The organism is Streptomyces sp. SLBN-31, from assembly GCF_006715395.1.
Classification (GTDB): Bacteria; Actinomycetota; Actinomycetes; order Streptomycetales; family Streptomycetaceae; genus Streptomyces.
This window is the reverse complement of the sequence record NZ_VFNC01000003.1, coordinates 1,055,371-1,070,339: the sequence shown is the minus strand read 5'-3', so window position 1 is coordinate 1,070,339 and position 14,969 is coordinate 1,055,371. Positions and strand designations below refer to the sequence as shown.

The 14,969-nt window shown below is 71.8% G+C and carries 12 protein-coding genes and 1 pseudogene; 4 read left to right on the top strand and 9 right to left on the bottom strand.

Going from position 1 to position 14,969, the window contains the following annotated elements:
• Positions 1–36: 36 nt before the first annotated feature.
• From FBY22_RS42540 to ssd, 7 genes and pseudogenes are all read right to left on the bottom strand, one after another.
• Positions 37–315 (bottom strand): annotated as a pseudogene (locus FBY22_RS42540) (Rv3654c family TadE-like protein); the annotation flags it as partial.
• Positions 312–677: a TadE family type IV pilus minor pilin gene (locus tag FBY22_RS42535; RefSeq protein ID WP_174267435.1), complete on the bottom strand. Its 366-nt coding sequence runs from the start codon at positions 675–677 to the stop codon at positions 312–314. The pseudogene FBY22_RS42540 and the gene FBY22_RS42535, both read right to left, overlap by 4 nt.
• Entirely contained in the window at positions 664–873 is a 210-nt protein-coding gene (locus FBY22_RS42530; RefSeq protein WP_142154126.1) for a DUF4244 domain-containing protein, read from the bottom strand. The genes FBY22_RS42535 and FBY22_RS42530 overlap by 14 nt, the downstream gene beginning before the upstream one ends.
• Before the next feature lie 91 nt (positions 874–964).
• Positions 965–1,756: a type II secretion system F family protein gene (locus FBY22_RS42525; protein WP_142154125.1), complete on the bottom strand. Its 792-nt coding sequence runs from the start codon at positions 1,754–1,756 to the stop codon at positions 965–967.
• A 37-nt stretch (positions 1,757–1,793) separates the two neighbouring features.
• The gene (locus FBY22_RS42520) at positions 1,794–2,660 is read right to left on the bottom strand and encodes a type II secretion system F family protein (protein WP_142154124.1); all 867 of its coding nucleotides are present in this window, start codon (positions 2,658–2,660) and stop codon (positions 1,794–1,796) included.
• A gap of 37 nt (positions 2,661–2,697) precedes the next feature.
• Positions 2,698–3,897 carry a TadA family conjugal transfer-associated ATPase gene (locus FBY22_RS42515; RefSeq protein WP_142154123.1) on the bottom strand — a complete coding sequence of 400 codons (1,200 nt, stop codon included), beginning with the start codon at positions 3,895–3,897 and terminating at the stop codon, positions 2,698–2,700.
• Positions 3,894–5,006 carry a septum site-determining protein Ssd gene (gene ssd, locus FBY22_RS42510; protein WP_142154116.1) on the bottom strand — a complete coding sequence of 371 codons (1,113 nt, stop codon included), beginning with the start codon at positions 5,004–5,006 and terminating at the stop codon, positions 3,894–3,896. Before ssd ends, FBY22_RS42515 begins: the two co-directional genes overlap by 4 nt.
• A gap of 572 nt (positions 5,007–5,578) precedes the next feature.
• Here ssd and FBY22_RS42505 point away from each other — a divergent pair.
• Positions 5,579–6,412 carry an HAD family phosphatase gene (locus tag FBY22_RS42505; protein ID WP_142154114.1) on the top strand — a complete coding sequence of 278 codons (834 nt, stop codon included), beginning with the start codon at positions 5,579–5,581 and terminating at the stop codon, positions 6,410–6,412.
• 337 nt (positions 6,413–6,749) lie between these two features.
• Here the strand turns inward: FBY22_RS42505 and FBY22_RS42500 are convergent, their stop codons facing one another.
• Positions 6,750–7,574, bottom strand: coding sequence for a Fic family protein (locus FBY22_RS42500; RefSeq protein WP_142154112.1), 825 nt, complete (start codon positions 7,572–7,574; stop codon positions 6,750–6,752).
• A 101-nt stretch (positions 7,575–7,675) separates the two neighbouring features.
• Between FBY22_RS42500 and FBY22_RS42495 the strand changes: the two genes are divergently transcribed.
• Entirely contained in the window at positions 7,676–8,656 is a 981-nt protein-coding gene (locus FBY22_RS42495; RefSeq protein WP_142154110.1) for an ATP-binding protein, read from the top strand.
• 7 nt (positions 8,657–8,663) lie between these two features.
• Here FBY22_RS42495 and FBY22_RS42490 read toward each other — a convergent pair whose 3' ends face one another.
• Positions 8,664–9,941 (bottom strand): hypothetical protein, encoded by a 1,278-nt coding sequence (locus FBY22_RS42490; protein WP_142154109.1) that lies wholly within the window; start codon positions 9,939–9,941, stop codon positions 8,664–8,666.
• 333 nt (positions 9,942–10,274) lie between these two features.
• Between FBY22_RS42490 and FBY22_RS42485 the strand changes: the two genes are divergently transcribed.
• Both FBY22_RS42485 and acs read left to right on the top strand, forming a co-directional pair.
• Positions 10,275–12,680, top strand: coding sequence for a bifunctional SulP family inorganic anion transporter/carbonic anhydrase (locus tag FBY22_RS42485; protein ID WP_142154108.1), 2,406 nt, complete (start codon positions 10,275–10,277; stop codon positions 12,678–12,680).
• A 228-nt stretch (positions 12,681–12,908) separates the two neighbouring features.
• Positions 12,909–14,864, top strand: a complete 1,956-nt coding sequence (gene acs / locus FBY22_RS42480) for an acetate--CoA ligase (protein WP_142154107.1) — start codon at positions 12,909–12,911, stop codon at positions 14,862–14,864.
• Positions 14,865–14,969 lie beyond the last annotated feature (105 nt).

Here is a 14,969-nt window from a genome sequence, read left to right as displayed (position 1 = left end):
CGCCGCGAACGGCCCTCTTCCCGAGGCCGCCGTCACGTCCGAGATCTGGCCCACGACCACGCACCGCACAAGCCGCGCGCCCTCCGCCCGGGCCACCCGGTCGGCCCGGGCACAGGCCGCCGCGGTGCCGTCCGCCCACCGGTCCGCCGCCGCGAGCGCCGCCAGGTCCGCCCCGCCGGCCGCCCGGTGCCGGACCACGACGGCCTGCCCCAGAGCCAGTACGACACCGAACACCACGCACAGCGCGGCGATGGCCCCGAGGCTCCAGACGGTGGCCGAGCCGCGGTCGGAACGCCACGCCGTCCTCAGTCTCATCGCCCGTCCCCCACCGTCTCCTCGGCCACCGCCACGGCCTCCTCCCGTACCTCGAAGGGCAGCCCCCGCAGGGCCGGCGGCTTCGCCACGACGACGACCCTCACCTGGTCTCCCTCCCGGCCCACCGTGACCCGCGCACCGCGCGGCGCCGCCTCCCGGGCCACCCGTAGGACCGCGTCGGCCGGATCCTGGCGGGCCGCGGCACGCGCCCCGGTCCGCGCCGCGTCCACGCACTGGATCTGCGCGGCGACCACCAGCAGCCCCCAGACCAGTGCCATCGCGAACATCACCAGTACGGGCAGCACGACGGCCGACTCCGCCGTCACAAACCCCCCGTCGGCCCTCCGCCTACATCCGCGCATCGAGCGCCCGCTTCACGATGCCCTGCAGCTCCGCGCTGACGGCCCCGCTCGTCACCACCTTGTAGAGCACCGCCGCGAACGCCACCGCCGCCACGATGCCCATCGCGTACTCGGAAGTGACCATCCCCGCGTCCCTCCGCGCCGCCCGTGCCCTGCACACCAGGGCGCGCAGCCGCGCCCGAACCACCTTGCACATCTCAACCCCCGTAAGGATCCGTTCCGTTGATCAGCGACCTGCCGGTCAGCGACCGCTTCGTCGCCACCGCCTCGTCCTCACTCCACCCGCTTCACCCGGCACCACCTCCTCCCAGCACCCCACCCGCGAGCCCGATCACCACGGGCAGTACGCCGATCGCGATGAACGCGGGCAGGAAACACAGGCCCACCGGCGCGGTCACCATCACGGCCGCCCGCCGGGCCCGGCCCGTCGCGGCACGCGCCCGTTCCGCACGGACCTCCCCGGCCAGGCGGGCCACCGGTCCGGCCGCCGGCAGCCCGGACACATCGGCCCGTTCCAGCAACCGGGCCAGGGCACCCGCGCCCGGCAGCGCCGCGAGCCTCAGCCAGGCGTCGGACGGTTCCCCACCGAGCCGTACCTCCGCCGCGCCGCGCGCCAGCGCATCCCCGACGGGACCGCCCAGGGCCTCGCCCACGGCCTGCGCCGCGACCACCGGACCGGCGCCGGCCGCGATGCAGGCGGCCAACAGGTCCGCGGCGAGAGGCAGTTGTCGTGCCGCCTCGACGGGGTCGAAGTCCTCGCTGGTGGCGGTCCCCGCCTGCCTACGGCGCCACCACCACAGCCCGGCCGCCACAGCCATCCCCACCACGACGCCGGCGGCCCCGCCCACCAGCACCCACCCGGCGCACACCGCCCCCGCCAGAGGCCCCCATCCCCGAACGGCCTCCCGCACGTCGAACCGGGGCCCGGCAGTCGCCACCTCCACGGCGGGCACCAGCCCGGCCAGCCTCCGCAGCACTCTCCGCTCCCGCCGCACCGACTCCAGCCACCGCAGCGCCCACACGATGACCGGCACGATCCCCACGATCACCAACAGCCTGTGGAAAACTTCCGAACTCATCGCTTCCGCCTCCTCGTTCCGGTCCCGCTCCCCGTCTTCACGCCGCCTCGGCTCCCCGCACGATCCGCATCGCCCACCACATCCCCAGGCCCTCCAGCACGCCTCCGACCAGGAGACAGCCCAGGCCGGCCCCGGTGTGCAGAAGTACGCGCAGGGGATCGGCCCCCAGTACGGAGCCCAGGGCGAGCCCCAGGACCGGCAGTCCCGCGAGCATCAGTGCCGTGGACCGGGCGCCCGCCAACTGGGCGCGCAAGTCGGCACGTTGGTCCCGTTCCGCTCGCAAGGCCGCTTCGAGCCGGTCGAGTCCGGCGGCGAGGCCGGCTCCCTGGTCCACGGCGACCCGCCAGCACGCGGCGAGCCCCAGCAGTCCCTCGGCCCCCGGTTGCCGTGCTGCGACCGCCAGCGCTCCCGGTACGTCACCGCCGAACCGCGCCGCCGCCAGCACCGTCGCCTGCGCGTCCCCGAGGCCGCCGGAGTCACGGGCGGCGTGCGGCAGTGCTTCTCCCGGCTGCCGTCCGGCCCGCACTTCCCCGGCGAGCGCCCCGCACAGCCCGATCACCGCGTTCCCGCGGCCCTCGCGTGCCCGTCGGTCCCGGCCCGCCAGCCGCACCCGTCGCAGCAACGGCACCCCGGCCGCCCCCGCGACGACCGGTACCACCGACGCGCCCACCACGGCCAGCACCAGCCCAACGGCCAGCGCCCACCACTCGGCCCCCAGCCGCCCGCGGACACGCCGCAGTCGGCCGGTCATCGCCCGCCACGACGGCGGTCCCGTGCCCACCACCCCACCACCGGCGAACAACAGCTGCGCCCGCCGCGCCCCGGAGTGCCATCGGCCCAGCAACAGGGCCATCACCCCGAGGCACAACACGGCCGCCCCCATCGCAAACACACCCGCTCCCATCAGCACGTCCTCCCGCTGCCGTCCTCGCCCTCACCCGTCACCACGTCCTCCCGCTCCCGTCCTCGCCCTCACCCGTTCGACCGCCCTCACGGCCGCCGAGCAGTTCCCGCAGCCGCACCCAGCCCCGCTCGCGCACGAACTCCTCAGCGCCCCATCGCAGCGCCGGCACCGTCCGCACCAGACCCGACCCGTCCCGTTCCAGGACGTGCACCTCGGCGATGCGCCGCCGGCCGGTCCGGTCCCGTACGAGGTGCAGGACCACCGACAGCGCGGCCGCCAACTGGCTGTGCAGCGCGGCCCGGTCGAGTCCGGCCGCCGTACCGAGGGCCTCCAGCCGGGCGGGGACGTCGCCGGCGGCGTTCGCGTGGACGGTGCCGCAGCCGCCCTCGTGCCCGGTGTTCAACGCGGCCAGCAGATGCACCACTTCAGGGCCGCGCACCTCCCCCACGACGAGCCGGTCCGGGCGCATCCGCAGTGCCTGCCGCACCAGGTCCTCGAGGGCGACCAGTCCCGCGCCCTCCTGGTTGGCGGGTCTGGTCTCCAGCCGTACGACGTGCGGATGGTCCGGTCTGAGCTCCGCCGAGTCCTCGGCGAGCACGATCCGCTCACCGGTCCCGACGAGGCCGAGCAGCGCGCTCAGCAGTGTCGTCTTGCCGCTTCCGGTGCCCCCGCTGACGAGGAAGGACAGCCGTGCCTCGACCAGGGCCCGCAGCACCCGCTCCCCGCCCGGCGGCACCGTGCCCGCCGCGACCAGTTCGTCCAGCGTGAACGCGCGCGGCCGTACCACCCGCAGCGACAGACAGGTGCAGCCGACGGCCACCGGTGGCAGCACCGCGTGCAACCGGGTCCCGTCGGGCAGGCGGGCGTCGACCCACGGCCGGGCGTCGTCGAGGCGCCGCCCGGCCACCGCGGCCAGTCGCTGCGCCAGCCGTCGTACGGCCGCGGGGTCGGCGAAGGAGACCGACGTCAGTTCCAGTCCGCCGCCCCGATCCACCCAGACCCGGTCGGGGGCCGACACCAGCACGTCGGTCACCGACGGATCGGCGAGCAGCGGCTCCAGCGGTCCGCTGCCGACCAGTTCGGAGCGCAGTCGCTCGGCCGCCCCGAGGACCTCGGCGTCCCCGAGGACCCGCCCCTGCTCCCGCAGTGCCTGCGCCACGTGCGCGGGCGTCGGCTCGGCCCCGCTCTCGACCAGCCACTGCCGTACGCCGTCGAGCAGCCCCGGTGCCGCGGTCATGTCGCACCCGCCTCGACGAGCGCCCGCTCCCAGAACTGTCGGCAGAACCGGGCGAGGGGGCCGCGCCCGCCGGCGCCGGGCGGCGCCTTGCCCTCGCCGGGGCGTACCAGGCCGGCCTCGACCGGTACCTCGCCCGCCAGGGGCAGACCGAGCAGCCGGGCCACTTCGCGGTCGTCGAGGCCGGGCGCGTACGGTCCGCGGACCGCCACGCGCAGGTCGCGCAGGATCATGCCCGCCGCGGAGGCCACCCGTCCGGCCGCGGCGACCGCCCGCAGTTCCGCCGGAACGACGAGGAGTCCCAGGTCAAGCTGGGAGAGTGCCTCGGCGACCCCGTCGTCGACCCGGCGCGGGAGGTCGACGACGACCGCGCCGCCGCGGCGCCGGGCGGCGGCGAGCACCGCCCGTATGGCCTGCGCCGGGACGGCCACGCAGTCGCCGCGGTCCCAGCTGAGCACCCTCAGGGAGTGCAGCTGCGGCAGCGACTCCTCCAGCGCGCCGCCGCCGACCCGGCCGCGGGAGGCGGCGAAGGCGGGCCAGCGCAGCCCCTCCGCTGTCTCGCCGCCGAGGAGTACGTCGAGTCCGCCGCCGAGCGGATCGGCGTCCACGAGGAGGGTGCGCAGCCCCTCGCGCGCGGAGGTGACGGCGAGGGCGCACGCGAGCGTGGAGGCTCCGGCCCCGCCACGGCCGCCGATGACACCCACGGTGAGGGCGGGCCTGCCGATCCCCTCGGCGACGTCGGCGATGCGGTCGACGAGCCACTGTTCGCCGTCGGGCAGCATCAGCACGTGGTCGGCGCCGATCTCGACGGCCCGGCGCCAGACACCGGAGTCGTCCTGGTCGCGGCCGACGAGCACCACCCCTCGTCGGCGGGCGGCCCCGCGCACCCGGCGGGCCGCGTCGTCGCCGACCAGCACCAGGGGCGCGGCCTCCCAGCCGCCCGCGCGTTCCGGCACGCAGTGGTGGACCTCCGGTGTCGCCCCGGCCGCGGCGCACAACCGCAGCAGGTCGTCCAGCAGGTCGACGTCCTCCGTGACGATCAGTGGTCCGGCCTGCCGCCCCGAGGCTGCGGGCGGCGGTTCGTGAGTGACGGCTCCGGCCACGGTCTCCATCCCCTTTCGCTGCTTCTCTCGCGCGGCCCCTGTGGCCCCGCGATTCCCAAACGTGTGAAGGACCGGCAACCGGTCCCCATATGAACGGCCGACAGAAACCGGCCGAAGCCGCCCGACAAACCGGAACCGGTCATGAACTCGGTCCGAGCGGGACACGCTGGAATCACGGTGCAGCGATGCGGGAAATCGTGTGGATCTTGGTCGATAACTGTGGACAACTCAGCGGTTGTGAATATCGCCATCCCCCAAACCGGTGAGTCCGGTACCGACTCCCGCGATTTCCCCAGAGGAGCCCCACGGCTACACAGAGTGACGGATCATGGGCATGCGGAAGAGGCGGTCGCGACCGCCTGGACACGGCGGTACAACCACCTCAAGAAAGGAAAAACCCACCCGGACATGCGACGACCCCCGCCGGGGGGGAGAGCGGGGGTCGTCTCCACGGCCGACTCGGGGGGGGAGGAGCCGGACCGGGTTAGCACGGTCGCGAACGATCCGTGACTTCCATGGTGTACCCGAGAGCCCTCTCAGGCAAACCCACACGCCCACCTTACGCCGAATGGGCTCCCCCTATGCTCAGAGTTGTGGAAAACCAGTCGTGGCCCCGCACAGCGGCCTTCTTTGACCTGGACAAGACGGTCATTGCGAAGTCGAGCACGCTCACGTTCGGCAAGTCCTTCTACCAAGGCGGTCTGATCAACCGCCGCGCCGCCTTGCGCACCGCATATGCCCAGTTCGTCTTCCTCCTGGGCGGCGCCGACCACGACCAGATGGAGCGCATGCGGGAGTACCTCTCCGCCATGTGCCGCGGCTGGAACGTCCAGCAGGTCAGGGAGATCGTCGCCGAGACCCTGCACGACCTGATCGACCCGATCATCTACGACGAGGCGGCCTCCCTCATCGAGGAGCACCACACCGCCGGCCGCGATGTCGTCATCGTGTCGACCTCGGGCGCCGAAGTCGTCGAGCCCATCGGCGAGTTGCTCGGCGCGGACCGCGTGGTCGCGACCCGCATGATCGTGGGGGACGACGGCTGCTACACGGGCGAGGTGGAGTACTACGCGTACGGCCCCACCAAGGCGGAGGCGGTGAAGGAGCTGGCCGCGTCCGAGGGGTACGACCTGGAGCGCTGCTACGCCTACAGCGACTCGGCGACCGACCTGCCGATGCTGCAGTCGGTCGGCAACCCGCACGCCGTGAACCCGGACCGCACACTGCGCCGCGAGGCCCTCGCGCGCGGGTGGCCGATTCTCGACTTCCACCGTCCGGTCCGGCTGAAGCAGCGGATCCCCACGTTCTCCGTGCCGCCCCGTCCGGCCCTCGTCGCGGCCGCCGCCATAGGTGCGGCGGCCGCGACCGCCGGCCTCGTCTGGTACGCGAACAGACGCCGAACGACCGCCATGTGACCCATTTGTTCCTGTTTGCGAGCAAAAGTAAAGAAGCGCAGGCAGGGGTTTCGCTTCCTCCGGTCCTGGAGTACAAAGGGGTTAACGGCCCGCGAGACCAAGGACATCCGAGAGGATCACCTTAATAACGCATTTGGCCCCACGGACCGAGCATGAACACCGAGCACCCACGCGACGTCGACCCGTCGATTACGGGCCAGCCGCACCAGGGACGGGCAAAGTTCCCGACCTGATGGGCAACATATCGAGGACGCTTGGTAACCCGGTGGACATGCCAGCGGCGGTACGAATTTCTTCGTACCGCCGCAACCCTTTTCCGGAAGTCCCGGCGCTTTTTCTAAGCCGCTCCGCGCTGCAGCGCCTCGCACACGGCCGTCGACTCCCGGGCGCCCAGTCCGACCGCCTTGCCGCAGTGCGCGATCCAGGCGGCCATGCCGTCCGGGGTGCCCGAGACATAGCCGTCGAGCGCCGCCAGGTAGGCCGCACGGCCCAGTTCGGCGTGGCCGACCTCGGCGGGGCAGACGGACTTCGGGTCGAGACCGCTGCCCACCAGCACGATGCGCTCGGCCGTGCGCCCGACGAGGCCGTTGTGGGACGCGAAGGGGCGCAGCGCGAGGAGTTCGCCATGGACGACGGCGGCCGTCACCAGGGCCGGGGCGGAACTGCCCGCGATGACGAGCTCGGCAAGGCCCTCCAGCCGGCCGTGGACCTCGTCCGCGCCCGGCAGCGGCAGCTCGATCAGCGGCTCGTCGACGGGCTCGCCCGCCTGCCGCGGACGTCCGACCTGCTCGCCATTGGTCGCCGCGGCCACCATGTGCAGCCGGGCGAGCACCCGCAGGGGTGACTGCCGCCAGATGGACAGCAGCTGTCCCGCCTCGGCGGTGAGCCTGAGCGCCGCGCCCATCACGCGCGCGTCGTCGTCACCGCTGAAGTCGGTCCGTCGGCGCACCTCCTCCAGAGCCCAGTCGGCGCCGGACAGCGCCGCCGAGCCGCGGGCGCCGCGCAGGGCCGCCTCGGAGGTGATCTCGTTGCTGCGGCGCCGCATGACCCGGTGCCCGTAGACCCGGTCCACGGCCTTGCGCACGGACTCCACTGACTCGGGCACACCGGGCAGCGAACCCAGGGCGGCGAGCGGATCGACGGTAGCGCCTGTCGTACTCATGAGTACGACACTAGCCATTCCGGGGGCGAACCCCACGAACGAGTGGTCTTCTTCACGTACGCATGCCACTTACAGTTATCGGATGACTACGCTTCGTGAACATGAAAATTGCTTTCGTCGGGAAGGGCGGCAGCGGCAAGACGACGCTGTCCTCCCTGTTCATCCGCCACCTCGCGGCGGCCGGCGCGCCCGTCCTCTCGGTCGACGCCGACATCAACCAGCACCTGGGCGCCGCGCTCGGCCTCGACGAGGCGGAGGCCGCCGCGCTTCCCGCGATGGGCGACCGGCTGCCGCTGATCAAGGAGTACCTGCGCGGCTCCAACCCGCGTATCGCCTCCGCCGAGACGATGATCAAGACCACCCCGCCCGGCGAGGGCTCACGGCTGCTGCGGGTGTGCGAGGACAACCCGGTCTACGACGCCTGTGCCCGGCCGGTGGAACTCGACGGCGGCGCCGTCCGTTTGATGGTCACCGGTTCCTTCACCGAAGCCGATCTCGGGGTCGCCTGCTACCACTCCAAGACGGGAGCGGTGGAGCTGTGCCTGAACCACCTGGTGGACGGGCGCGGCGAGTACGTCGTGGTGGACATGACGGCGGGCTCGGACTCCTTCGCCTCCGGCATGTTCACCCGCTTCGACATCACGTTCCTCGTCGCCGAACCGACCCGGAAGGGAGTCTCCGTCTACCGCCAGTACAAGGAGTACGCCCGGGACTACGGCGTCGTCCTGAAGGTCGTCGGCAACAAGGTGCAGGGCCAGGACGACCTCGACTTCCTGCGCGCCGAGGTGGGGGACGACCTGCTGGGGACCTTCGGACACTCCGACTGGGTGCGCGCCATGGAGAAGGGCCGCCCGCCCCGGTTCGAGCTCCTGGAGGACGCCAATCGCCGCGCCCTGCGGGTCCTGCGGGTCGCCGCGGACGCGACGTACGAGCTGCGCGACGCAGAGCGCTACACACGCCAGATGGTGCACTTCCATCTGAAGAACGCCGACGCGTGGGGCAACGCCCGCACGGGGGCCGACCTGGCGGCGCAGGTCGACCCCGCGTTCGTGCTGGGCGAGGGCGCCGTCGCCCCCGTGTGACGGGGGGCTACCGCTTGGCGGCCGGCGCCCCCGGCACGCCCTTCGGTGCCGGGGCCGGGCGGCCCTCCAGGAAGGACGCCCAGCCCTGCTTCGGGGCCTCGCCGACGTTCAGGGTGCGCAGCTTCGCCAGGACCTGCGGGTCCTGCGCGTCCAGCCAGTCGGCCAATTGGTGGAAGGACACGCAGCGCACCTCGGGCTTGTTGCACACCTGCTCGACGACGTCGTCGACGGCCCGCATGTAGGTGCCGCCGTTCCAGGACTCGAAGTGGTTGCCGATGACCAGGGGCGCGCGGTTGCCGTCGTAGGCCCGGTGGAAGCCGGCGAGCAGGCCCTCACGCATCTGGTCGCCCCAGTACTCGAACTTGGCGGGATCGCCCTGGGTGCGGGTGCCGGACTGGTTGACCATGAAGTTGTAGTCCATGGTGAGTTGTTCATAGCGGTGACCGGGGAACGGCACGAGCTGCATGGACAGGTCCCACAGGCCGTAGCGCTTGTTCGGCCAGACCTGGTTGTCGACCCCGCTGGTGTCGTAGCGGAAGCCGAGCTGGCTCGCGGCCTTCATGAAGTTCTGCTGGCCCTCGAGACAGGGGGTGCGCGCCCCGATGAGTTCCTTGTCGTAGTCGAAGGGCAGCGAGGCCGCCTTCTTCATCCCCGCGTTCGTCTTCCAGGACTTCACGAACTGCTTCGCCTGGGCGATCTCGTCCTTCCACTCGTCGACCGACCACTCGCCGACGCCACCGTTCTTGCCGCAGAAGTGACCGTTGAAGTGGGTGCCGATCTCGTTGCCCTCCAGCCACGCCAGGCGCAGCTGCTTCACGGTGTCGGCGATCCCCTTCTCGTCGTTGAAGCCGATGTCGGAGCGGCCCGGCGAGTGCTGCGGCGGCCGGTAGAGGTCCCGCTTGTCCTCCGGCAGCATGTACACGCCGCTGAGGAAGTACGTCATCGTCGCGTGGTTGGCCTTGGACAGCTCGCGGAAGTGGGAGAACAGTTTCTGGCTGTCCTCGCCCGCCCCGTCCCAGGAGAAGACGACGAACTGCGGCGGCTTCTGGCCCGGCTTGAGACGTTCGGGTCTCGGCAGGTGCGGCTGGGCTCCGGTGTAAGCGGTGGAGCCGTCGCCGATCAGGCGGAAGACCTGCTTGGGGGCGGCCTGGCGGCCCGGCTTGAGCTTCTGCGGGCCGGCGGCACCTTCCTTGGAACCGTTGGAGCCGATCGCGCAACCGGCGAGTGAGGTGGCGCACGCCGCGGCGATCACGGCGCACGCGGCGATCCTCTGGGTGGCGGCCATCTTCCGCCCACCTTCTTCCTTCTCTCAGGCCAACGCCGACGGGGCGTTCTCTGGTGGTGTGCCGGGCAGGCCCGACAGCGCCGCCAAGGTCGCACGGACCCGAGAAGGAATTAGTACGACAAGCCGCTGAAATAGCCGCTTCACCCATTCAAGTGATTGAATGCTCTATTTGCCAGAAAAGTCTATGCCTTACCTTTACTCTGAATTACGATTCGTTTACCGAGCGTTGAATCATCCCGCCGCTGTACGCCGTGACCCACGGCCGCGACCCGAGCCCCGCCATCGACGGGGACCACCTGATCCGCGACCGCTGCCCCGGAGGAGACGGGAAACATGTCAGCCTGCACACCCACCCGCGCCACCGACCCCACTCGGCCCGAGCGCACGAACCAGTCCCACAGCCCACCGACGCCCCCGCACCGCCGCTTCCACATCGACGGTGCCGATGTGTCCGCGTCCGTCGCGGTCTTCCTGATCGCTCTCCCCCTGTCCCTGGGCATCGCCCTCGCCACCGGCGCGCCGCTCCAGGCCGGCCTGGTCGCCGCCGCCGTCGGCGGACTCGTCGCCGGCCGGCTCGGCGGCTCCCCACTCCAGGTCAGCGGCCCCGCCGCCGGACTCACGGTGGTCACCGCCGACCTCATCCACCGCTACGGCTGGCGTACGACCTGCGCCATCACGGTCCTGGCGGGTCTCGCCCAACTGGGCCTCGGCTGCCTGCGCGTGGCCCGCGGCGCCCTCGCCGTCAGCCCGGCCATCGTGCACGGCATGCTCGCCGGCATCGGCGTCACCATCGCCGTGGCCCAGTTGCACATCGTCCTCGGCGGCACCCCGCAGAGCTCCGTCCTCGCCAACGTCCGCGCACTGCCCGCCCAGCTGGCGAACGTGCACCCGGCCGCGGTGACCGTCAGCGTGCTCACCCTCGCCCTGCTCCTGCTCTGGCCCCGGATCCCCGGCAGAGCGGGACGACACCTGCGCCGCGTCCCGGCCGCGCTGATCGCCGTCACCGGCGCCACCACGGCCGCCTCCCTCACCGGCCTGCACCTGCCCAGGGTGGATCTGCCGTCCTGGAGCAGCCACGCCCTGGCCGGACTTCCCCAGGGCCCGGCGCTCGGCCTGGCGACCGCCGTGCTCACCACCACCCTCGTCTGCAGCGTGCAGTCACTGCTCGGCGCCGTCGCCGTCGACAAGCTCGCCGCCGCCCGGCCGGGACCGACGCCCCGGGCCGGACGCTCCGACCTCAACCGCGAGCTGCTCGGGCAGGGGGCCGCCAACATCGTCTCCGGCGCGCTCGGCGGACTGCCGGTGGCCGGAGTGGCGGTGCGGAGCTCGGCGAATGTGAACGCGGGTGCCGTGAGCCGGAACTCCACGATGCTGCACGGCGTTCTCGTAGTGATCGCCGCGCTGCTGCTGGTCCCGCTTCTGCAGCTCATCCCGCTGGCATCGCTCGCCGCCCTGGTGATGGCCGTCGGCATCCAGATGGTGTCCCTGCACCACATCCGCACGGTGACCCGCCACCGAGAGGTGCTGGTGTACGCCGTCACCACACTCGGCGTGGTCGTTTTCGGCGTCCTCCAAGGCGTGCTGCTCGGGATCGCCATGGCCGTCGCCGTCTCCATGCACCGCCTCGCCCGCACCCGCATCACCCACGACGAGCAGGAGGGAGTCCACCATGTACGCGTCCGGGGCCAGTTGACGTTCCTCGCGGTGCCCCGGCTCAGCCGGGCCCTGCATCTCGTCCCCCGAGGCGCCCACGCCGTCGTGGAGTTGGACGGTTCGTTCATGGACCACGCGGCGTACGAGTCGTTGCAGGACTGGCGCAACACGCACACGGCCCAGGGCGGCACGGTGGAACTGACCGGCCGTCGGACCGGCCTGAACACCGGCGGGCCCGACCCCGGGGCCGACCCCGGGGCCGACCGCGCCGCCGAGCCCGGGACCACCACGGCCGCCGGTGATGCGACCGCCTCCGTCGGCTGCCGCTGCCACCCCTGGACACCGTGGCGCAACCACCAGTGCCAGCACCCCCGGCCCGCCCCGGCCGACGCTCACCAGGCTCCGGCGGCCGGCCGCAGTGGGCACCAACTGGCGCGCGGCATCAGCGCGTTCCAGCACAAGACCGCACCGCTCGTGCGGGGCGAGCTGGCCAGGCTCGCCCGGGAAGGGCAGCGCCCCTCTCAGCTCTTCCTCACCTGCGCGGACTCCCGGCTGGTCACGTCGATGATCACCTCCAGCGGTCCGGGAGACCTGTTCGTGGTGCGCAATGTCGGCAACCTCGTGCCGCCGCCGGGCGAGGGGAGCGGCGACGACTCGGTGGCGGCGGCCATCGAGTACGCGGTGGACGTGCTGAAGGTGCGGTCCGTCACCGTGTGCGGGCACTCCGGGTGCGGGGCGATGCAGGCGCTGCTCGACGCCGAGCCCGGGCGCGCGCGGACGCCGCTCGAGCGATGGCTGCGCAACGGACTGCCGAGCCTGGAGCGCATGGCCGACTCCGACCGGCCCTGGGCCCGGCTGGCGGGCCGGACACCCGCCGACGCGGTGGAGCAGCTGTGCCTGACCAACGTGGTACAGCAGTTGGAGCACCTGCGGGCGCACGAGTCGGTGGCGCGAGCCCTTGAGGAGGGGACGCTGGAGCTGCACGGGATGTACTTCCACGTGGGCGAGGCACAGGCATATCTGCTGACGGGGGCGCGGGAGGAGCAGGTGTTCGGCCATGTGGGGGTGGCCGATGTGACCTCGTGACCGCGGCGACGGCGACGACCGGACCGGTGTGAAGGGCGTTACACCGCTGAACCCCGCCCGGTCGGCCTCCGTGGGTACGAATGACCCCAGGCCACGGCAACCGAACCGACCCGACCGGCACCCCATGACAGGTCTAAACCAATTATCGGTCGACCCTTGTCATCGGCCCCTCGGGTCTGATGAGCTGTGGCCTGGGACACAACGGACACCCTGGGAAAGGCAGATGCCGTGAGCAACGAGAGCCTGGCCAACCTGCTCAAGGAAGAGCGCAGGTTCGAGCCCCCCGCCGACCTGGCAGCCAACGCCAACGTCACGGCGGAGGCGTACGAACAGGCCAAGGCTGACAGGCTCGGCTTCTGGGCCGAGCAGGCCCGCCGGCTGGCCTGGGCCAAGGAGCCGACCGAGACGCTGGACTGGTCGAACCCGCCGTTCGCCAAGTGGTTCAAGGACGGCGCGCTCAACGTCGCCTACAACTGCGTCGACCGCCATGTCGAGGCCGGCAACGGCGACCGGGTCGCCATCCACTTCGAGGGCGAGCCGGGCGACGGCCGCGCCATCACCTACGCCGAGCTCAAGGACGAGGTGAGCAAGGCCGCCAACGCCCTGCTGGAGCTGGGAGTCCAGGCCGGCGACCGGGTCGCCATCTACATGCCGATGATCCCCGAGACGGCGGTCGCGATGCTGGCGTGCGCCCGGATCGGCGCCGCCCACTCCGTGGTCTTCGGCGGCTTCTCCGCCGACGCCCTCGCCACCCGCATCCAGGACGCCGACGCGCGCGTCGTCATCACCTCCGACGGCGGCTACCGGCGCGGCAAGCCGTCGGCGCTGAAGCCGGCCGTGGACGAGGCGGTCGGCAAGGCGGGCAACGTCGAGCACGTCCTCGTGGTCCGCCGTACCGGGCAGGAGGTCGCCTGGAGCGAGGGCCGGGACGTGTGGTGGCACGAGATCGTCGACCGCCAGTCGGCCGAGCACACGCCGGAGCCCTTCGACGCCGAGCACCCGCTGTTCATCCTGTACACGTCCGGTACGACGGGTAAGCCGAAGGGCATCCTGCACACCTCCGGCGGCTACCTGACCCAGACGGCGTACACCCACCACGCCGTCTTCGACCTCAAGCCGGAGACGGACGTGTACTGGTGCACGGCCGACGTCGGCTGGGTCACCGGGCACTCCTACATCGTCTACGGGCCGCTTGCCAATGGTGCCACGCAGGTCATGTACGAGGGCACCCCGGACACCCCGCACCAGGGCCGCTTCTGGGAGATCGTGCAGAAGTACGGCGTGACGATCCTGTACACGGCGCCGACCGCGATCCGGACGTTCATGAAGTGGGGCGACGACATCCCCGCGAAGTTCGACCTGTCCAGCCTGCGGGTCCTGGGGTCCGTCGGTGAGCCGATCAACCCCGAGGCCTGGATCTGGTACCGGAAGAACATCGGCGCCGACGCCACGCCGGTCGTGGACACCTGGTGGCAGACCGAGACCGGCGCGATGATGATCTCGCCGCTGCCCGGCGTCACGGCCGCCAAGCCCGGCTCCGCGCAGACCCCGCTGCCCGGCATCTCCGCCACCGTCGTCGACGACGAGGCGAACGAGGTGCCGAACGGCGGCGGTGGCTACCTGGTGCTGACCGAGCCGTGGCCGTCGATGCTGCGCACCATCTGGGGCGACGACGAGCGCTTCATCGACACGTACTGGTCCCGCTTCGAGGGCAAGTACTTCGCCGGCGACGGCGCGAAGAAGGACGACGACGGCGACATCTGGCTGCTGGGCCGGGTCGACGACGTGATGCTCGTGTCCGGGCACAACATCTCCACCACCGAGGTGGAGTCGGCGCTGGTGTCCCACCCGTCGGTCGCCGAGGCGGCCGTCGTCGGCGCGACGGACGAGACCACCGGACAGGCGATCGTTGCCTTCGTCATCCTGCGCGGCACCGCCGCCGAGACCGAGGACCTGATCGCCGAGCTGCGCAACCACGTCGGTGCCACGCTCGGCCCGATCGCCAAGCCCAAGCGGATCCTGCCGGTGGCCGAACTGCCCAAGACCCGCTCCGGCAAGATCATGCGCCGCCTGCTGCGCGACGTCGCCGAGAACCGCCAGCTCGGTGACGTCACCACGCTGACGGACTCCACCGTCATGGACCTCATCCAGTCGAAGCTGCCGGCGGCGTCCAGCGAGGACTGAGGGCCTTCGTCCCGTGGGGGCGTCCGGCACAGCGCGCCGGACGCCCCCATTAGGTAAACTAAACAAAGCAAACGTGATCCTCCAGGTGTGCCGGGAAGTCTGGTC